Source organism: Geodermatophilus sp. SYSU D01180 (assembly GCF_054050415.1).
The window spans coordinates 17,484-37,173 of the sequence record NZ_JBJGZH010000040.1 but is presented as its reverse complement, the minus strand read 5'-3'; the positions used below and the strand labels follow the sequence as shown (position 1 = coordinate 37,173).

13 protein-coding genes are annotated in these 19,690 nt (G+C 77.7%); 6 read left to right on the top strand and 7 right to left on the bottom strand.

Features of this window, described 5'->3' with window-relative positions:
- Positions 1–261 precede the first annotated feature (261 nt).
- Positions 262–1,572 carry a M20/M25/M40 family metallo-hydrolase gene (locus ACI8AA_RS22620; protein WP_457046618.1) on the bottom strand — a complete coding sequence of 437 codons (1,311 nt, stop codon included), beginning with the start codon at positions 1,570–1,572 and terminating at the stop codon, positions 262–264.
- Positions 1,569–2,852 carry an arginine deiminase gene (locus ACI8AA_RS22615; RefSeq protein WP_457046617.1) on the bottom strand — a complete coding sequence of 428 codons (1,284 nt, stop codon included), beginning with the start codon at positions 2,850–2,852 and terminating at the stop codon, positions 1,569–1,571. The genes ACI8AA_RS22620 and ACI8AA_RS22615 overlap by 4 nt, the downstream gene beginning before the upstream one ends.
- Positions 2,853–2,914: 62 nt before the next feature.
- Between ACI8AA_RS22615 and ACI8AA_RS22610 the strand changes: the two genes are divergently transcribed.
- The gene (locus tag ACI8AA_RS22610) at positions 2,915–3,682 is read left to right on the top strand and encodes an SDR family oxidoreductase (protein ID WP_457046616.1); all 768 of its coding nucleotides are present in this window, start codon (positions 2,915–2,917) and stop codon (positions 3,680–3,682) included.
- Position 3,683: 1 nt separating this feature from the next.
- Here the strand turns inward: ACI8AA_RS22610 and ACI8AA_RS22605 are convergent, their stop codons facing one another.
- The gene (locus ACI8AA_RS22605; protein WP_457046615.1) at positions 3,684–7,079 is read right to left on the bottom strand and encodes a BTAD domain-containing putative transcriptional regulator; all 3,396 of its coding nucleotides are present in this window, start codon (positions 7,077–7,079) and stop codon (positions 3,684–3,686) included.
- Between the two features lie 131 nt (positions 7,080–7,210).
- Between ACI8AA_RS22605 and ACI8AA_RS22600 the strand changes: the two genes are divergently transcribed.
- Positions 7,211–8,662, top strand: a complete 1,452-nt coding sequence (locus tag ACI8AA_RS22600; protein ID WP_457046614.1) for an FAD-binding oxidoreductase — start codon at positions 7,211–7,213, stop codon at positions 8,660–8,662.
- Between the two features lie 162 nt (positions 8,663–8,824).
- Here the strand turns inward: ACI8AA_RS22600 and ACI8AA_RS22595 are convergent, their stop codons facing one another.
- Complete coding sequence (locus tag ACI8AA_RS22595; protein WP_457046613.1) at positions 8,825–10,528, bottom strand: FAD-binding oxidoreductase; 1,704 nt, start codon at positions 10,526–10,528, stop codon at positions 8,825–8,827.
- 38 nt (positions 10,529–10,566) lie between these two features.
- Between ACI8AA_RS22595 and ACI8AA_RS22590 the strand changes: the two genes are divergently transcribed.
- The 3 genes from ACI8AA_RS22590 (at position 10,567) to ACI8AA_RS22580 (ending at position 15,408) form a co-directional block, all read left to right on the top strand.
- Positions 10,567–12,072: a glycerol-3-phosphate dehydrogenase/oxidase gene (locus tag ACI8AA_RS22590; protein ID WP_457046612.1), complete on the top strand. Its 1,506-nt coding sequence runs from the start codon at positions 10,567–10,569 to the stop codon at positions 12,070–12,072.
- Positions 12,073–12,205: 133 nt separating this feature from the next.
- Entirely contained in the window at positions 12,206–14,536 is a 2,331-nt protein-coding gene (locus ACI8AA_RS22585) for a glycoside hydrolase family 65 protein (protein WP_457046611.1), read from the top strand.
- Between the two features lie 74 nt (positions 14,537–14,610).
- Complete coding sequence (locus ACI8AA_RS22580; protein ID WP_457046610.1) at positions 14,611–15,408, top strand: methyltransferase domain-containing protein; 798 nt, start codon at positions 14,611–14,613, stop codon at positions 15,406–15,408.
- Between the two features lie 94 nt (positions 15,409–15,502).
- Here the strand turns inward: ACI8AA_RS22580 and ACI8AA_RS22575 are convergent, their stop codons facing one another.
- On the bottom strand, positions 15,503–16,255 hold the full coding sequence (locus ACI8AA_RS22575; RefSeq protein WP_457046609.1) for a MerR family transcriptional regulator: 753 nt from the start codon (positions 16,253–16,255) through the stop codon (positions 15,503–15,505).
- A 132-nt stretch (positions 16,256–16,387) separates the two neighbouring features.
- Here ACI8AA_RS22575 and ACI8AA_RS22570 point away from each other — a divergent pair, with 132 nt between their 5' ends.
- On the top strand, positions 16,388–17,296 hold the full coding sequence (locus ACI8AA_RS22570; RefSeq protein WP_457046608.1) for a haloalkane dehalogenase: 909 nt from the start codon (positions 16,388–16,390) through the stop codon (positions 17,294–17,296).
- 42 nt (positions 17,297–17,338) lie between these two features.
- Here ACI8AA_RS22570 and ACI8AA_RS22565 read toward each other — a convergent pair whose 3' ends face one another.
- Entirely contained in the window at positions 17,339–18,793 is a 1,455-nt protein-coding gene (locus ACI8AA_RS22565) for a diguanylate cyclase domain-containing protein (protein WP_457046607.1), read from the bottom strand.
- 61 nt (positions 18,794–18,854) lie between these two features.
- Positions 18,855–19,454, bottom strand: coding sequence for a TMEM165/GDT1 family protein (locus tag ACI8AA_RS22560; RefSeq protein WP_457046606.1), 600 nt, complete (start codon positions 19,452–19,454; stop codon positions 18,855–18,857).
- Between the last annotated feature and the right edge of the window lie 236 nt (positions 19,455–19,690).

The following is a 19,690-nucleotide window of genomic DNA, read 5'->3' as shown; positions in this document are numbered from 1 at the left end:
CCCCCCCCCCCCCCCCCCCCCCCCCCCCCCCCCCCCCCCCCCCCCCCCCCCCCCCCCCCCCCCCCCCCCCCCCCCCCCCCCCCCCCCCCCCCCCCCCCCCCCCCCCCCCCCCCCCCCCCCCCCCCACGACCGCGCTCAGAGGTGGGTGATGAGGTGCCGGAAGAACACCGCGCCCCGGTGCAGGGCGGCGACGCTGATCCGCTCGTCGGCGGCGTGCAGGGCGTCGAGCTCGCCGCGGGACAGGTCGAAGGGCATGAACCGTTAGACGCTGTCGCTGATCTGCGCGAAGTGCCGGGCGTCGCTGGCCTGCACCATCAGGTACGGCGCGACGACGGCCTGCGGGTAGACCGCCCGCACCGCCGCCCCGAGGGCCGCGTACGCCTCGTTGTCGGTCCGCGAGACGGGTGAGGGGTCGCCGCCGGAGAGCACCCGGATCTCCACGCTGTCGTCGGCGACGACCCGGCGCAGCCGCTCGACCGTCGACCGCACCGTCTCGCCCAGGGCGATCCGGACGTTCAGGTGCGCCCGCGCCCGGGTGGCCAGCACGTTCCGCGCGCCGCTGCCCTCGAGCTCGGTGACCGCGACCGTGGTCCGCACCATGGCGCTGCTCTCCCGGCCGGCCCGGGCCAGCGCCGCCGCGAGCAGCGGCCGCAACGCGCGGGCGTGCGCGAACAGCGCGCGCTGCGGGCCCGGAGCGTGCCGGCCCGCGGCGTCGACCATCCCCAGCACGACGTCGTGCAGCCGGGCCGGGAAGGGCGAGGCGTCCAGCCGCAGGACGGCGCGCGCGAGGCGGGCCGGGGCGCCGTTCGGCGTCGGCGAGGACGCGTGCCCGCCCGGGTCGGTGGTGACCAGCTCGCAGTCCAGCACCCCCTTCTCGGCCAGCCCGACGGCGGCGATCTGTCCCGGCACGCCCGGGAAGACGCCGGTCACCACCGCGCCGCCCTCGTCGACGACCGCCCACGGCGTGATGGCCCGCTCGCGGAACACCTGCACCGCCTGCGGGGCGCCGACGCCGAGGACCTCCTCGTCGTTGCCGGAGAAGACGAACACGTCGCGGGCCGGCGTGTGCCCCGCCGCGACCAGCGACTCGACCGCCTCGAGGACCGCCACCAGCGCGCCCTTGTCGTCGACGGCGCCCCGGCCGTGCACGACGCCGTCCTCGACGGCCCCGGAGAACGGGTCGCGGGTCCAGGCCTGGCCGGTGACCGGGACGACGTCGTGGTGGGCCATGAGCACCAGCGGCGGTGCGTCGGTGCCGCTGGGCCAGCGGTACAGCAGCGAGCCGCCGGGGAGGACCTCCCGCTCGAGCACCTGGTGCGTGTGCGGGTACAGCTCGCCCAGGCGGTCCCGGAACCGCTGGAACACCGCGCGGTCGGCCTCGCCGGGGTCGCGCACGGAGACGGTGGGGATGCGGATCAGCTCGGCCAGGCGGGCCGCGGCGGCGTCGGCGTCCAGGCCGGCGGCGTCCGCGGGCGGGACGGACGCCTCCCCCGGCCGGAAGCGGGCGACCCGCCGCGCGACCGCGGCGGCTCCCGCGGCGGCCGAGCAGAGCAGCAGCGGCGCGGTCCTCACCCGACCTCCCCGGGCTCGCCCGTCCCCGGCACCGTACGGGCCGGGCCGGGCCGGGGCAGGGGCTCCCGCCACACCGGGCAGGACATGCACCGCGGGCCGCCGCGGCCGCTGCCGAGCTCCGAGCCCGCGATCCGCACCACCTCGATGCCGGCCGCCTCGAGCGCGGCGTTGGTGACGGTGTTGCGCTCGTAGGCCACCGCCAGCCGCGGGGCCAGCGCGAGGGTGTTGTTGCCGTCGTCCCACTGCTCGCGCTCGGCGGTGACCGGGTCCAGGCCGGTGTCGATCACCCGCAACCGGTCGATGCCCATCGCCTCGGCCGCGGCGACGACGAACGGCGCGGGTCCGCGGACGACGAGGTCGGTGGTGTCGGCGTCGTCGGGCGGGGTGTCGGCGGTGACCGTCCAGGCGACGAGGGTGTCCGCCACCGCGGGGTACATGACCATCGCGTCGACGTCGACCATCGTGGCGATGGTGTCCAGGTGCATGGTCGCCCGCTCCTGGGCGATCGGGACGACGAGCACCGTGTGCGCCAGCCCCCGCGCGAACACCCGGCGGGCCAGCCGCTCGGCGCCGCCCGGCGTCGTCCGCTCGCCCACGCCCACGGCCACCACCCCGGCGGCCAGCAGCAGGACGTCGCCGCCCTCGAGGTGCTCCAGCGAGGAGTCGTAGAGGTGCTCGGCCCCCGCGAAGCGCGGGTGGTGCGTGGCGATCGCCCGCAGGATCGTGCTCTCCCGGTGCCGGGCCGGCATCGCCAGCGACGTGACGGCGACCTGGTCGCCCACCCACACCGACGAGTCCCGGGTGAACAGCAGGTTGGGCAGCGGCGGGACGACGAAGTCGTGCCGGTCCATCAGCTCGTAGGCCAGCCCCCGGCCACCGCGCAGCTCGTGGTGCGCCAGCCCGGCCGTGAGCGCGCCGGTCAGGTCCTCGGCCGCGAGGCCGGACAGGTGGTCGGCGGCGGTGCGCTGGAGGGTGGCGCCCAGGCGCGGGTCGTCGACGGCGGCGGCCACCAGCTCCTCGCGCGCCGTCGGGTGGTCCAGGACGTCGGTCAGCAGCCGGTCCAGGTAGAGCACCTCGACGCCGCGGTCGGTGAGCGCGGCGGCGAACGCGTCGTGCTCCTCCTGCGCGCGGGCCACCCACGGGACGCCGTCGAAGAGCAGCTGGTCGTTGTTGCGCGGCGTGAGACGGCGCAGCTCGGCGCCCGGCCGGTGCAGGACCACCGTCCGCAGGGGACCGACCTCGCTGGTCACGCCGAGGGGACTGGGGGCCGCGGTGGTCACGGGGGGAGAGGCTGGCACAGTGACCCGGCCGGCGCACGGCACCCCACAGGAGGAGGCACCGCGTGGACCTGTTCGACCTCACCGGGAAGGTCGCCGTCGTCACCGGCGGCACCCGCGGCATCGGCCTGATGATGGCGCGCGGCCTGATGCAGGCCGGGGCGTCGGTGTACGTCAGCTCGCGCAAGCCCGAGGCCGGTGAGCAGGCGGTGGCCGAGCTGTCGGCGTTCGGCCGGGTGGAGTCGATCCCCGCCGACATCAGCACCGAGGCCGAGTGCGTCCGGCTGGCCGAGGAGGTCGGCCGCCGCGAGGAGCGGGTGCACGTGCTGGTCAACAACGCGGGTGCCACCTGGGGCGAGCCGCTCGAGACCTTCCCCGCCTCGGCGTGGGACAAGGTCCTCGACCTCAACGTCAAGGCGCCGTTCTTCCTGACCCGGGCGATGCTGCCGCTGCTCCAGGCCGCGGCCACCGACGACGACCCGGCCCGCGTGGTCAACGTCGGCAGCATCGACGGGCTGCACGTGCCGGTCCTGCCGACCTACTCGTACTCCTCCAGCAAGGCCGCGGTGCACCAGCTCACCCGGCACCTGGCCAAGGAGCTGGGGCCCAGGCGGATCACCGTGAACGCCGTGGCGCCGGGGCCGTTCGAGTCGAAGATGATGGCCGCCACCCTGGCCGCGCGCGGCGACGAGATCGCCGCCAGCTCGCCGCTGGGCCGCATCGGCCGCCCCGACGACATGGCCGGCGTCGTCGTCTACCTGGCCAGCCGGGCCGGCGCGTACGTGACCGGCGCCGTCATCCCCGTCGACGGCGGCCGCGCGACGACCCTCTGAGTCAGGCGGAGCGCGGCGCCGGCCGGTCGGTCCGCCGGCGCCGCGGCGGCCGGTGTGCCTGGTCGGCGGGCACCCGCGCGAGGTGGGACTCGGCCAGCGCCACCTGGTGCGGGCAGCCGACCCTGCGGCCCTGCTCGCGGGCGCCGGTCCACCAGCCGCGGGCGGCCACCGTGTCGCCGGTGCGCTCGGCGATCCGGCCCAGCAGCTCGTCGTAGGCGCCCAGGCTGAACGCCGGGGTGCCCAGCACCGCCTGCCGCCCGCGGAAGGGCATCAGGTGCACGGTGGCCATGGTCAGCTCGGGCTCGTCGCCCAGGTGCAGCGCCGCCTCGGCCTGCAGCAGCACCGCGACGTCGCTGGCCCAGTCGCGGATCTGGGTGCGGCCCCAGCGGGCGCGCAGCCGCCGGGCCACCGCGAGGTCGCCGGACTCCGCGGCGGCCACCACCGCCATGAGCTGCAGCAGCGGGTTGCCCTCGTCGCCGGTCTCCACCAGCAGGTCGATCGCCTCGGGCAGCCGGCCGTCGCCGCGGCGCAGCGCGAACACGTGCGCGGCGTAGGCGTGCCGCGCGTGCGGCGTCACGCGGCGGTAGAGCTCGTGCGCCTCGGTGGTCAGCTCCTCGGCGCGGGCGGCGTCGCCGGCCAGCCACGCCGCGCCGGCCTGCTGCCACAGCACGTGCGGGCGCACCTCCGGGCCCGACAGCGAGAACGCCAGCCGCCGCCCGGCCTCCAGGTCGGCGTCGAAGCCGGCACGGTCGGTGAGGTGCAGCCGGATCGCCGCGCGGTGCAGCCGGGCGTAGAACTCGGTGCGCCGCGGCAGCCCGCGCCCGGCCAGGGCCAGCGCCTCGTCGGTCGCCGCGAGCCGCAGCTCGGCGGCGCCGGGCCGGCCCCACACCGCCAGCGAGTAGTTGTTCAGCGTCCGGCCGAGCAGCTCCGGGTCGCCGACGCCGCGGGCCAGCGCCACCGCCCGCTCGGCGTACCGCACACCGCGCTGCAGGTCCTCGCTGAAGGCCAGCTCGACGCCGAGGGTGCCCAGCAGCCGCGCGGTCAGCCGGTCCCGCTCCGCCTCGGTCGCGTCCGGGGCGATCTCGTCGCGGTGCTCGAGCAGGTCCTCCAGCAGGGCGACCATCTCGGCGTCGACGACGCCGTGCGGCCGCCAGTTCCACAGCGTGACCTCGCCCCAGACCGCGGCCGACTCCAGCTGGCAGCGCGGGTCGCCGAGCTCGCGGGCCAGCGCGATCGCCTCGCCGACCACCTGGTGGGCCTCGGTGCGCTCGCCGCTGCGCAGCAGGTCGTTGCCCAGCGCGGTGAGCAGGTCGTGCCGGGTGCGGACCGCGCCGGGCTGCGCCGGGTCGACCAGCCGCAGCGCGCGGCGGGTGTGCACCGCGGCCTCGCCGTCGGCCAGGCGGGCCCGGGCGTTGGCCGCCGCGGTGGTCGACCACCGCAGCCCGGGGGCGGGGCCGGCCACCGGCGCGGCCTCGACGAAGTGGTGCGCCAGCCGCTCGACCACGGCGTCGTCGGGGCGGGTGCCGCTGACCTGCCGCTCCAGCGCCTCGCCGAGCCGGGCGTGCAGGCGGGCCCGGCGCAGCGCGGGGAGGTCGTCGGCGAGGACCTCCTGCACCAGCGCGTGGGTGAACCGCCAGCTCCACGGCGTGCTGCCCTCGACGACCAGGCCGGCGGCGACCGCGGCGTCCAGGGCCGCGAGCGCGGCCTCGGCCGGCTCCCCGGCCGCCTCGAGCAGGTCGAGGGTCACCTCGCGGCCGGCGACGGCGGCGAGCTCCAGCACCGGGCGGACGCCGGCGGGCAGCCGGGCCAGGCGGGTCCGCAGCACCTCGCCCACCGACGGCGGCACCGGCACCGCGTGCAGGTCGCGGCCGCCGCGCATCCAGCGGGACAGCTCGACGACGAAGAACGGGTTGCCCGCCGTGCGGTCGTGCACCGTGGCGGCCAGGCCCGGGTCGCCGGCCGAGCCCAGCTGCGCGGCCAGCAGCGAGCCGACGTCCTCGGTGTCCAGGCCCTGCAGGGTCATCGTGGTGGCGGCCGGCTCCCGGGCGAGCCGGGCCAGGCAGTCCGCGACCGCCTCGGGCAGCTCCTCCCCGACGCTGCGCACGGTGACGACGACCAGCAGCGCCACCCGCGGCAGGTGCCGGGTCAGCAGGGTCAGCAGCTGGACCGAGGTCGTGTCGGCGCCCTGCAGGTCGTCGAGGACGACCATCGCCGGCCGCTGGCGGGCGGCGGCGGCGAGCCGGCCGCGCAGCTCCTGGAACAGCCGGAACCGGGCGGCGTCGGCGTCGTCGCCGTCGTCGGGTGCGGGCGGCTCCTGGCCCAGCTGCTCGAGCGCCTGGGTCCACGGCCACAGCGCGGGGGCCCCGGCGTCGTCGGCGCAGCGGCTCTCCGCGACCGCCCACCCCGCGGCCCGGATGGTGTCCGCGACCGCCTCGGCCAGCCGGGTCTTGCCGATGCCGGCCTCGCCGGCCAGCACGACGACGGCGGGCCGCCCGGCGGCGACCTGCTCGGCGGCCGCCCGCAGCCGGGCCAGCTCCGTGCGGCGGCCGACCAGCGTCTCGTCGCCGGGGACGGCCAGCGCGGTGGGCGCCGGCGGCGGGACCACCGACAGCACCGGCCGGGGCACCCGCGAGGTGAGCTTGGGGTCCTGCCGGAGCACCGCCTGCTCCAGGTCGCGCAGCTCGGGGCCGGGGTCGATGCCCAGCTCGTCGCGCAGCAGCTCGGTGCAGCGGCGCAGCGCGTCGAGGGCGTCGGCCTGCCGGTCGGCGGCGTAGAGGGCGGTGACCAGCCGGGCCCACAGCCGCTCGCGCAGCGGGTGCTCGGCGACCAGGCGCTGCAGGTCGGCGACGGCGGCGTCGGCGCGGCCGGTGGCCAGCAGCGCGTCGCAGCGGCGCTCGCGGGCGCGCACGTGCAGCTCGGTGAGGCGCAGCCGGTCGGTGGCCGCGCCCGGCCCGTCGCCCAGCTCGGCCAGCGGCTCGCCCCGCCACAGCTCCAGCGCGCGGTCGAGCGCGGCGACCCCGCCGGCGGGGTCGCCGGCCTCGACGGCGCGGTCGCCCTCCTCGACCAGGCGGGCGAAGCGCAGGCTGTCGAGGTCCTCGGGGCCGACCTGGACGAGGTAGCCCGGCGCGCGGGTGAGCAGCACGGTGGGGGCCTCGCGCGGCCCGCGCTGGGGCTCGAGCACCCGGCGCAGGTGCGAGACGTAGGCCTGCAGGGTGCCGGTCACCGTGGGCGGCGGCTCGTCGCCCCACAGCGTGGTGACGATGCGGTCGATCGGGACCACCCGGCCGGCCTCGGCCAGCAGCAGGGTCAGCAGCGCGCGGGGCTTGGCGCCGCCGACGTCGACGGGGCGGTCGTCGGGTCCGGTGACCTCGAGGGGGCCGAGGACGCGGAACCGCACGGTCGGGCATGGTGACAGGTCGCGGGCCGGCTGGGGAGGGGTTCGCGCGCCTCAAGTGGGGCGCAAGTGGCGGTCAAGGCGGGGCGGCCACGGTCGTCCCCGGCCATCCCCCTGCCCCCGAGGACCCCGACATGAGCCTGACCGAGACCCCCGCCGCCGCCCCGCTCCCGCGCACGCCGCTCGACGACGCCGTGCCCGCCTCCCTCGACCCCGCCGCCGTCGCGGACCTGCGCGGCCGGGTCCACGGGCCTGTCTACGTCGCCGGTGACGACGGCATGGCGGCCGAGGTCGCGGCGTGGAACCTCGCCGTCACCCACACGCCCGCCGTCGCGGTGGGCGCCACCTGCGCCGCCGACGTCGCCGCCGCCGTCTCCTTCGCCGCCGCGCACGGCCTGCCGGTCGCCGTCCAGGCCACCGGCCACGGCCCGGTGCGCAACGCCGACGGCGCGCTGATGATCACCACTCGCCGCATGCAGGGCGTCGCCGTCGACCCGGCCCGCCGCACCGCGCGGGTCGAGGCGGGCGTCAAGTGGCAGAAGGTCATGGCGGCCGCCGCCGAGCACGGGCTGACCGGGCTGTGCGGCTCGTCGTCCGACGTCGGGGTGGTCGGCTACACCCTCGGCGGCGGGCACGGGTCGCTGGGCCGCAAGCACGGGTTCGCCGCCGACGCCGTCGTGAGCGTGGAGATGGTGACCGCCGACGGCGTGCTGCGCACCGTCTGCGCCGAGACCGAGCCCGAGCTGTTCTGGGCGGTGCGCGGCGGCAAGGGCAACTTCGGCGTCGTCACCGCGCTGGAGTTCGAGCTGTTCCCCGTGCCCGCGCTGGTCGCCGGCGGGCTGTTCTTCGCCGGCCGGGACGCCGCCGCGGTGCTGCACGCCTACCGGGCCTGGGCGCCGACGTTGCCCGAGGAGGTCGGCACCTCGGTCGCCGTGCTGCGGCTGCCGCCGCTGGAGGAGCTGCCGCCGCCGCTGCGCGGGCAGACCGTGGTCCACCTGCGCTACGTCTACGCGGGCGAGGACCCCGCGCTCGGCGCCGCGCTGGTCGCGCCGATGGAGGCCGCGGGCGAGGTGCTGATCGGCGGCGTCGGGCCGATGCCGACGACGGCGCTGGACGCGGTGCACATGGACCCGACCGACCCGATGCCCGGCTGGGAGAAGGGGACGCTGCTCGCCGAGCTCACCGAGGAGACCGTCGACGCGTTCCTCGCCGCCGCCGGCCCCGACGTGCCGGTGCCGCTGGTCATGGCCGAGATCCGCCAGCTGGGCGGGGCGCTGGCCCGCCCGGCGCGGGTGCCCGACGCCGTCCCCGGGCGGCACGCCGCCTGGTCGGTGTTCGTGATCGGCCCGATGGTCCCGGAGCTGGCCGAGGTGGTGCCCGCGGTCGGCCGCGGCGTGCTGGCCGCGCTGGCGCCGTGGGCCGCGCCCGGCGGGATGGTCAACTTCCTCGGCGACGTGAGCGGTCCCGAGGAGGTCCTCGCCGCCTGGGACCCGGCCTCGGCCGAGCGCCTGCTCGCGGTCAAGCGGGCGGTCGACCCGGACGACGTCTTCTCCACCGGGTACGCGCTGCGGGGCCGGGGTGCCTGAGCAGTCGACCCGGCCCCGGCCGCCGGCCTGGCTGCGGCGGCGGATGGGGATCCCCCCGGCCCTGCCCCCGCCGGGGTGGACCCCACCGGCCAGATGAGCTGTCCGGCCCCCTCCCGGGTCCCGCCCCGAGCCTGCGAGGGGTGGGGGAGGAGGGGTCCTTCCTCAGTCGGGCAGCAGGACCCCGGGGTTGCAGACGCCCCGCGGGTCCAGCCGGGCCTTGACCGCGCGCAGCACCTCGACGCCGAGCGGCCCGACCTCGCGCTCCAGCCAGGGGCGGTGGTCGTGGCCGACGGCGTGGTGGTGGGTGAGCGTGCCGCCCGCGGCCAGCAGTGCCTCGGTGGCCGCCCGCTTGGCGGTGAGCCACTGCTGCAGCGGCAGGTCGTCGTCGCGGTCGGCGAGCACCGTGACGTAGAGGGAGGCGCCGGTGGCGTAGCCGTGGGACACGTGCGTCATCAGCAGCGGCTGCTTGCCGGGGCGGCCCAGCGACTCGCGCAGCGCGGTGCGGACGGCGTCGTAGACGGCCGGCAGCGCGGTCCAGGTGGCCGCCGTCTCGAGGGTCTCGACCAGGAGGCCGGCGTCCATGAGCCGGTCGCGCAGGTAGGGGGCGGCGAACCGGTGCCGGCGCCACGACTCGCCCACCCGGCGGCCGACCCGCGCCGCGCGGTGCTCGCGCAGCACGGGGAGCACCGCCCGGCGGCGGGCCCGCACCACCTGCGGCAGGCCCTCCCAGCCGACGACGAGCAGGCAGCCGTCGCCGCGGCCGCGGGCCCGCAGGGCGCCGCGCAGCAGCCGGGCGCCGGTGCCGGCGGCGTTGAGCAGGTTGGCGCGGGTCTCGTCGGGGTCGGAGAGCCGGACGACGTCGGGCAGCAGGTCGTGCCGCGCCAGCCGCTGCAGCCCGGCGAGCCCGTCGGCCCAGGTGCGGAACGACCAGCCCTCGTACACCCGGGCCCGCGGCGCCGGGCGCACCCGCAGCCGCAGCTCCGTGATGATCCCGAGCGTGCCCTCGGAACCCAGCGCCAGGCCGAGCAGGTCGGGGCCGGCCGCCGACGCCGGGGGGTGGCCGAGCTCCAGCACCCCCGACGGCGTGGCCAGGGTCAGGCCCGCCACGAGGTCGTCGAAGCGGCCGACGCCGGTGGAGGACTGCCCGGCCGAGCGGGTGGCCGCGTAGCCGCCGAGCGTGGCGTACTCCCAGCTCTGCGGCAGGTGGCCCAGCGTCAGCCCGTGGGCGCCCAGCGCCTCCTCCAGCGCCGGGCCGCGCATGCCGGGGCCGGCGGTGACCAGCGACGAGGCGACGTCGACGTCGGTCAGCGCCGCCATCCGGGACAGGTCGACCGACAGCGAGGGCCGGTCGTCCGGGTCCATCCCCGACAGCCCGCCCACCACGCTGGTGCCCCCGCCGAACGGCACGACGACGACCCCGTGCTCGGCGCACAGCGCCAGCAGCTCCGCGGTCTCGGCCGTGCTGCCGGGCAGGACGACGGCGTCGGGGGCGTCGGAGGCGTCGCCCCCGCGCCGGCGCAGCAGGTCCAGGTAGCTCTTGCCGCCGGCCCGGCGCAGCCGCGCCTCCCGGTCGGTGCGCACGTGCTCCGCGCCGAGCAGCGCGACCAGCGCGTCGTGCACGTCGGCCGGCAGCCGCGAGGGCGCCAGCCGGATGTCGGCGACGGCGACCGGCGGGGTCGGCCGCGGCTCCCAGCCCAGCTCCTTGGCCAGGTGGCGGCGGGCGGCCTTGGGCAGCGCGGTGGCGAGGTCGGGGTCGCGGGTGAGCTCGAGGGAGCCCTCCGCCGTGCCCCCCGGCTCGGCCACCGTGGCCACGCGGGAGCTGCCGGGCCCCCACCCCTGGACGGTCAGTTCCGGCTGCTCGGGCACGGCTACAGTCTGCCGGTGCTCCGACCGGGACCCCGCACGTGACCGGCGGGCCCGACCTCACACCCGAGCGCCGCGCGGCCGACCTCGAGGCGCTGGCCGCCGGGGTCGACGTCGTCGTCGTGGGCGGGGGAGTGACCGGCGCCGGGGTGGCCCTCGACGCGGCCGCCCGCGGCCTGTCCGTGGCGCTGCTGGAGCGCACCGACCTCGCCGCGGGCACCAGCCGGTGGTCGAGCAAGCTGGTGCACGGCGGCCTGCGCTACCTGGCGCACGGCGAGGTCGGCCTGGCGCGGGAGAGCGCCCGCGAGCGCGCCGTCCTCATGCGCACCACCGCGCCGCACCTGGTCCGGGCGCTGCCGTTCCTGGTGCCCGACGCCGCCGGCCGGGACGTCAGCGCCGTCGGCGCGCTGGGCGGGCGGCTCGGGGACGCGGTGCGCCGGTCGGTGCGCGGGGGCCGCGGCTCGCTGCCCGGCACCCGCCGCGTCGGCGCCGCCGAGGTCGCGCGGCTGGCGCCCGCGGTGCGCCCCGGCCGCGGCGGCGCGGTGTTCTGGGACGGCCAGCTCACCGACGACGCGCGGCTCGTCGTCGCGCTGGCCCGCACCGCCGCCGCGCACGGCGCCCGGGTGCTCACCGGCGCGCGGGTGACCGGCGTCGACGGCGGCGAGGTGGCGGTGGAGGCCGACGGCGCGGCGCTGAGCGTGCGGGCGGGCGCGGTGGTCAACGCGACCGGCGTCTGGGCGCAGGCGCTCGCGCCCGGCATCCGGCTGGTGCCCTCGCGCGGCTCGCACCTCGTCGTCCGCGCCGATCGGCTCGGCGACCCGGTCGCGGCGCTCACCGTGCCGCTGCCCGGCTCGCGCTCGCGGTACGTGTTCGCGCTGCCGCAGCCGGGCGGGCTGGTGTACCTGGGGCTCACCGACGAGCCGGTGCCCGGGCCGGTCCCGGACGACGACCCGGTCCCGGCCGAGGCCGAGGTGCGGCAGCTGCTCGCCACCGTGAACCGGGTGCTGGCGGCGCCGCTGACCGGGGACGACGTCGTCGGCTCCTACGCCGGGCTGCGGCCGCTGGTGCTGCCGGAGTCGGCCGGCGGGGGGCCCGGCGACGCCACCGCGGACCTGTCGCGGCGGCACCTGCTGCGGTGGGACGGACCGGTCCTGTCGGTCGTCGGCGGCAAGCTCACCACCTACCGGGCGATGGCGGAGGAGGCCGTCGACGCCGTCGTCGCGCGGCTGGGTCGGGGCGCGCGGCGCTCGCCGACCGTCCGGCTGCCGCTGGTCGGCGCGGCGTCCCCGGCCGAGTTGGCGCGGGTGCCCGCCCCGGCGCGGCTGGTCGCCCGGTACGGCACCGAGGCGCCGCGGGTGGCCGCGCTCGGCACCGAGCCGGTGGTCGGGGGCCGCCCGGAGACGGTGGGGGAGCTGCGGTTCGGCGCGCTGGCCGAGGGGGCGCGCAGCGTGGCCGACCTGCTCGACCGGCGGGTGCGCCTGGGCCTGGTCCCCGCCGACCGCGCGCGGGCCGTCCCCGCCGCGGAGTCCGTCCTGGCCGGGGCGTAGGGCGGGGCGGAGGAGGCGGTGCGGAGGGCGCCCTGTGCCCCGCCGGTCGCGCGGGGGTGCGCCGGGCGGTAGGACGGGGAGCGGGACGCCGGCCGGCTGCCCCGACAGCCCTCCGAGACCGCGAGGACCAGCCGTGAGCGCCCCGAGACTCGACGTCGCCCCCTGGACGGTCCGCGAGCCGCACGTGGACACCGGCACGCTCGGCGTCGCCGAGTCCCTGTTCAGCCTGTCCAACGGCTACCTCGGCGTCCGGGGGACGCTCGACGAGGTCGAGCCCTTCGGCATGCGCGGCACCTACCTGTCCGGCGTCCACGAGACGCACCCGCTGTCCTATCCCGAGGGCGGCTACGGGCAGCCCGGCGAGGGACAGGCGCTGCTCACCGTCACCGACGGCACGCCGCTGCGCCTCCTGGTCGACGGCATCCCGCTCGACGTGCGCGAGGTCCGGCCGCAGGTGCACGAGCGCACGCTGGACCTGCGCGCCGGCACGCTGGACCGGCTGGTGCGCTGGACGACGCCGCGCGGCACGACGATGGAGGTCACGTCGCGGCGGCTGGTGTCGCTGGCCGAGCGGTCGGTCTGCGGCACCCGGTACGAGGTCCGCGCGCTCGACGGGCCCGCGCACGTCGTCGTCCGGTCCGAGCTCGCCAGCGGGTCGGTCACGCCGACGGGCGTGGACAACGACGACCCGCGGGTCGCCGAGTGCCTCGACAACGCCTTCGAGCCGCTGGCGCACGCCTGCTCGGCGACCGGGGGGAACCTCGCGGCCCGGACGCGCCGCTCGGGCCTCACGCTCGCCGCCGCGGCCGAGCACGTGGTCGACGGCGGGCGCGTGTGCTCCGACGCCGACGAGCACTGCGTCGTCACCACGGTCACTGCCGACCTGGGCGCCGGCGGGTCGCTCGGGATCACCAAGGTGGTGGCGCACACCTGGTCGCTCGACGCGTCGGCCGGCTCGCTCGTCGGCGAGGCGTCGGCGGCGGTGGCCTCGGCCCTCGACCTGGGGTGGGAGGGGCTGCTCGCCGCCCAGCGCGGCGTGCTCGACGAGTTCTGGGCGACCGCCGACGTCGAGGTCGACGGCGACCCCGAGCTGCAGCAGGCGCTGCGCTACAGCGTCTTCCAGCTGTTCTGCTCCGCCGCCTGCATCTCCGGCGCCCCCGTCGGGGCCAAGGGGCTGACCGGCATGGGCTACAGCGGCCACACCTTCTGGGACGTCGAGGGGTTCGTGCTGCCCGCCCTGACCCTGCTGCGCCCCGACGCGGCCGCCCGCCTGCTGCGGTGGCGGGCGGGCACGCTCGACGCCGCCCGGGAGCGGGCCCGGACGCTGGGCCGGGCGGGCGCGGCGTTCGCGTGGCGCACCATCAGCGGGCCCGAGGTGTCGGCGTACTGGCCGGCGAGCACGGCGGCGATGCACGTCAACGCCGACGTCGCCCGCGCCTTCTGGCTCTTCGAGAACGCCACGGGCGCCGACCTCGACGACGTCGACGGTCTGCCGGTGCTGGTCGAGACGGCGAGGTTGTGGACGTCGCTGGGACACGAGGACGCGGCCGGGGCGTGGCACCTGTTCGGCATGACCGGTCCGGACGAGTACACCGGCGTCGTCGACGACAACGTCTTCACCAACCTCATGGCGCGGGCCAACCTGCGGCGCGCGGCCGACGCCTGCCGCAGGTACGAGGCGCGGGCCGCGGAGCTCGGCGTGGACCACGCCGAGACCGCCGCCTGGCGGGCCGCCGCCGACGCCGTCCACGTGCCGTGGGACGAGGGTCTGGGTGTGCACCCCATGAACGCCGGCTTCACGTCGTACGGGGAGTGGCCCTTCGAGGAGCAGCGCGACGCCTACCCGGTGCAGGAGCACAACCACTACGCCACGTTCTACCGGCGCCAGGTGCTCAAGCAGGCCGACCTCGTCCAGGCGCTGTGGTGGTGCCGCGACGAGTTCACCGACGAGCAGGTGGCCCGCGACCTCGAGTACTACGAGGCGCGCACCGTGCGGGACTCCTCGCTGTCGGCCGCGGTGCAGGCGGTGGTGTGCGCACAGGTGCAGCACCCCGACCTCGCCCTGCGCTACCTGCGCGAGTGCGCGCTGGTGGACCTGCGCGACGTCCAGCAGGGGACGGCCCAGGGCCTGCACATGGCCTCGGTGGCCGGGGCCTGGCTGGCGCTCACCGCGGGTCTGGGGGGTCTGCGCGAGGACCACGGGGACCTCGAGATCGCGCCGCTGCTGCCGTCGTCGCTGTCCCGCACGGCGTGGCACGTCACCTGGCGCGGCAGCGTGCTCCGCGTCGAGACGACGCAGGAGGGCACCACCCTCACGCTGGTGCGCGGCGAGGGGCCGGTGACCGTCGTCGTCGACGGCGCCGCGCAGTCGGTCGCGACCACCCCGGTGCGCGTGCCGCTGCGCGCGCCCACCCCGCTGCTCGGCGAGCCGCGGCAGCCGGCCGGGCGCGAGCCGCGCACCTGACGCCCCGCTCGTCCGCATCCCACTGAGTGGGAAAGCCGTTCCGCTGTGCGGGACGGGCGGAGCAGGATGCCGGCGTGGACACCTACACGCACGGGCACGCCGAACCGGTCCTGCAGTCGCACCGTTGGCGCACCGCGGAGAACTCCGCCGCGTACCTGCTGCCGCACCTGCGCCCCGGGCTCGACCTGCTCGACGTCGGGTGCGGGCCGGGCACGATCACCGTCGACCTCGCCCGCCGGGTCGCGCCCGGCCGGGTGCTCGGCCTCGACGCGTCGGCCGACCCGCTCGACGAGGCCCGGGACCTCGCCGCGCGCGAGGGCGTCGCGGTGACCTTCGCCGTCGGCGACGTCTACGCCCTCGACCTGCCCGACGACTCGGTCGACGTCGTCCACGCGCACCAGGTGCTGCAGCACCTCACCGACCCGGTGGCGGCGCTACGCGAGATGGTGCGGGTCTGCCGCCCCGGCGGGCTGCTCGCCGTCCGGGACGTGGACTACGCCGCCACCTGCTGGTTCCCCGCCGACGCCGGCCTGGACCGGTGGCTGGAGCTCTACTCCGCGGTCGCCCGTGCCAACGGCGCCGAGCCCGACGCCGGCCGCCGGCTGCTGTCCTGGGCCCACGCCGCGGGCCTGCGCGACACCACCGCGACGACCGGCTCCTGGTGCTACGCCTCGCCGGCCGAGCGGGAGTGGTGGGGCCGCTCCTGGGCCGGCCGCGCGACGGCGTCGGCGTTCGCGGAGCAGGCCCTGGCGTACGGCCTGGCCACGCCGGACGGGCTCGAGGAGCTCGCCGCCGCGTGGCTGCGCTGGGCCGCCGCGGACGACGGCTGGCTCGCCATGCTGCACGGCGAGCTCCTGGTCCGCGTCTGTTGAAGGACCCCCTCCTCCCCACCCCTCGCAGGCTCGGGACGGTGCCCTGGAGGGGGCCAGGGGGTGGCAGGAATGGCCGTTCCTGCCACCCCGGGGCTCACCCCTGGCGGGCGGCGTTGGCCTGGACGGCGGTGCTCACCCACTGCGCGAGGCCCGGCGCGACCTGCTCGTAGGTGGCGGTGAACCGCTCGTCCTCGACGTACATCCGCCCCAGCGCGGCGTGCACCTCCGGCGGGCAGTCGTAGAACCACCGGCTGATCTGCTGCCGCGCCTCCTCGGCGAGGTCCATGCCCTGCGGCGAGTCGGGCGCCACGCCACCGCGCAGCGCCTCGGCCATCCGCCGGGTGAGGTCCTCGCCCTCGGCCCGGATCCGGACCCAGTCCTCCTTGCCGTAGGCCGCGGTGCGCCGCGCGGACTCGCGGTAGGCGTCGGTGTCGCCCCAGCGCTCCCGGACCTCGGCCTCGTACCGCTCCGGGTCGTGCTCGCCGAACACCTCGAACCGCTCCTCGGGGGTCAGTGCGATCCCCATCTGCCTCGCCTCCATCTCCTTCTCGACGGCCGCGACCATCGCCCGCGTCCGCTCCAGCCGGTCCCGCAGCAGCCGGTGCTGCCGGCGCAGGTGCTCGGCGGGGTCGGCGGACGGGTCGTCCAGCAGGGCCGCGACCTCCTCGAGGGGGAACCCGAGCTCGCGGTAGAGCAGCACCTGGTGCAGCCGGTCCAGGTCCGCCGCCGAGTAGCGGCGGTAACCGGCCGCGGTGCGCCCCGACGGCGACAGCAGGCCGATCCGGTCGTAGTGGTGCAGCGTGCGCACCGTGACGCCGGCCAGTGCCGCCACCTCGCCCACCTTCATCCCGGGTCCCTCCTCCCTGACGGCGACGAGTGCACAGCCTGACGTCGCGTCAGGGTCAAGCGCGATCGTCGCGTCGGGGTCGAGGGCGATCCCCGGACGGCGGGGGAGCGGTGCCTGGGCGAGGATCGCCGCATGGCCGACCAGGACGACAGCACCCACGAGGAGGTCTCGCCCGGGGACCCCTTCCCCCGGCGGCGGGTGACCGTCCGGGGCACCGAGATGGCGTACGTCGACGTCGGCGAGGGCGACCCGATCGTCTTCCTGCACGGCAACCCGACGTCGTCCTACCTGTGGCGCAACGTCATCCCGCACGTGCAGCACCTCGGCCGCTGCATCGCGCCGGACCTGGTGGGCATGGGGGAGTCCGGGAAGCTGCCCGGCCCGCAGCGCGGCACCTACTCCCTCGCCGCGCACGCCGCGCACCTGGACGGCCTGCTCGAGGCGCTCGGGGTGGAGCGGCGGGTCACCTTCGTGCTGCACGACTGGGGCTCGGCGCTGGGCTTCTCCTGGGCGCACCGCCACCCCGAGGCGGTCCGCGGCCTGGCCTTCACCGAGGCGATCGTCACCCCGATGACCTGGGCCGACTGGCCGGCGGAGGGCCGCAGGATCTTCCAGGCCATGCGCAGCGAGGACGGCGAGGTCGTCGTCCTCGACAAGAACGTCTTCGTCGAGCGCATCCTCCCGGCGTCCGTGCTGCGCGGGCTCTCCCCGGAGGCGCACGAGCGCTACCGGCAGCCCTTCCGCGAGCGCGAGGACCGCTGGCCGACGCTGGAGTGGCCGCGCCAGCTCCCGATCAGCAACGTGCCGCCGGCCGTCCACGACGTCGTCGCGCGGTACGGGCACTGGCTGCGGACCAGTGCCGTGCCGAAGCTGTTCCTGAACGCCGAGCCCGGGTGGCTGCTGACCGGGCGGGCACGCGGGCTGGTGCGGAAGTGGCCGTCGGTCACCGAGGTCAGCGTCCCCGGCTCCCACTTCGTCCCCGAGGACTCGCCGCACGCGATCGGCCGGGCGCTGGCCGACTGGATCCCGACACTGCCCTGAGCGGGGTGCCGGGTCCGTCCGGGACGGCGCCCCGGACGCCGGTCAGCGGCGGGAGCGCTTGACCTCGTACATCGCCGCGTCGGCGCGGCGCAGCAGGCTGTCGGCGGTGTCGCCCCGACGGGAGAGGGCGACGCCGGTGCTCGAGCGCAGCGGCGGCCCGCCGTCGGTGGGGGTCGCGAGCGTGCACGCGATCCGGTCGACCAGGCGCCGGGCGGCGTCCTCGGTGCCGGTGCCCGGGCACAGCACGACGAACTCGTCGCCGCCGATGCGGGCCACGGTGTCGCCCGGGCGCACCGCCGCCCGCAGCGCGGCGGCCATCCGCAGCAGGGCGGCGTCGCCGGCGGCGTGGCCGAGGGTGTCGTTGATGCCCTTGAACCCGTCGAGGTCGCAGTAGAGCAGCGCGGCCGCCAGGCCCTCGCGTGCCTGGACCTGCAGGGCCTGCTCGAGCCGGTCCAGCAGCAGCGCCCGGTTGGGCAGGCCGGTGAGCGCGTCGTGCAGGGCGGCCTCGCGCAGCCGGGCCTCGAGCTCGCGCTGGGCGGTCACGTCCATCATCGCGACGACGGCGCCGGTGGGCCGGCCCGCGGCGTCGCGGATGCGGGTGCCCGAGGCGCGCACCACGCGCAGGGGAGCGCCGGGCAGGGCGATCGCCATGTCGGCGTCGCGGACCCGCCCCTCGGCGTAGACGCGGGCCAGGGGGACCTCGGCCGGGCCGAGCCGGCGCCCGTCGGGCGTGCTCAGCCCGAAGGCCTCGACGACGTCCTCGGTGAGCCGGCCGCCCTCGACGCGGTCGGCGGAGGCCTCGGGGAGCCCGTGCCACTGCCGGCAGAGCCGGTTGAACAGCGTGATGCGCCCGTCGGCGTCGGCGGCGACGACCCCGACGGGCAGCGCCTCCAGCAGTGCGCGGGTGAAGGCCTCCGACCGCGCGGCGTGCGTCGCGGCGGCCTGGGCCTGGTCGCGGGCGGCGGCGCTGGCGGTGGCGAGGGCGGCGAGCTGGCGGGCCTGCCGGCGCCGCTGGAACAGCGCCACCACGACCGAGGCCAGGTCGGCCAGCCGGTCGCCGGTGCCGGGGGCGAAGGCGTGCGGCTCGGAGTCGAAGACGCACAGGGTGCCGACCGTCGCCCCGTCGACGACCAGCGGCGCGCTGGCGTAGGCGCGGACGCGGGCGCGGCGGCCGTCCACCCAGGGGTTGGCCGCGTACCGCGGCTCGGCGGCCAGGTCCTCGATCACCTCGCCCCGCGGGCCGCCGGCATTCACCGCCGCGCACAGCGACTCGTCGCGCGGCGACGAGCAGCCCAGGAAGCCCGACGGCGCCAGCTGGTGCTGCTCGCAGGCGTCGAGCAGGTTGACGGTCGCGCACCGCACGCCGGCCACGTCCGCGGCGACGCGCACGACGGCGGCCAGCTCGGCGTCCCGGCCGAGCTCGCGGACGTCGAGGTCGGCGTCGGCGAGGTCGGCGTCGGCGAGGGCGTCGCGGTCGGGCGGGGTGGAGACGGTCATGCGGCAGGCAACGGCCCCCGCGCCCGCGCTCCGCACCGCCCCGACCGCGACGGTCCCCCGATCAGGTGAGGACGCGGACGGTCTCCACGGCGGCGAACACGGCGAAGACGACGAACAGCCCCGCGGCCACCCGGCGGATGAGGGCCACCGGCAGCCGGTCGGCCAGCGTCTTGCCGAGGAACACCGCCAGCGCCGAGACGGTCAGCAGCGCCGCCCACGCGCCGACGAACACCGACACCGGCTCGTCGAACCGGGCGGCCAGGCCCGCGGTGGCCAGCTGGGACAGGTCGCCCCACTCCGCGGCGAACAGCACGCCGAAGGAGATCGCGGCCGCGCGCAGGAACGACGTCCGCTCCCGGGCGTCGGCCGCCTCCCCGCCGTCCTCCGGCCCCTCGGACGCGCTGCGCCACAGCAGGACCGCCCCGACGAGGAACAGCACCGCCACGACGCCGCTGACCAGCGCCTCCGGCAGCAGCGAGAGCAGGCTGCCCGCGATGACGGCGATGGCGACCTGCAGGCCGAAGGCGGTGCCCACGCCGACGAACACCGGCAGCGGCGGGAACCGGGTGGCGAGCACGAGGCTGGCGAACAGGGTCTTGTCCGGGAGCTCGACCGGCAGGACGAGGGCGAACGCCGTCACGACGACGGACCAGACGATCACGGGTGGGTCTCTCTTCCGCTCGGCACGGCCGGGCGGGGGCGCACGCCTCCGACCGGCAGCGCGACGACTGCTCAGGCCGGAGGTCTCGCCCACCCGCGCGGGGCGCGGGCCCGCTGACCGGGCGGCTCCCGCGGGAGCGCGCCAGCGTGTCGACCAGCGGACGGGGGGCTACTCCCCTCCTCGGCCGCCCAGGCTAGTCGACGGGCCGCGGAAAACCCGGTGCGCCCGGGTGTGGG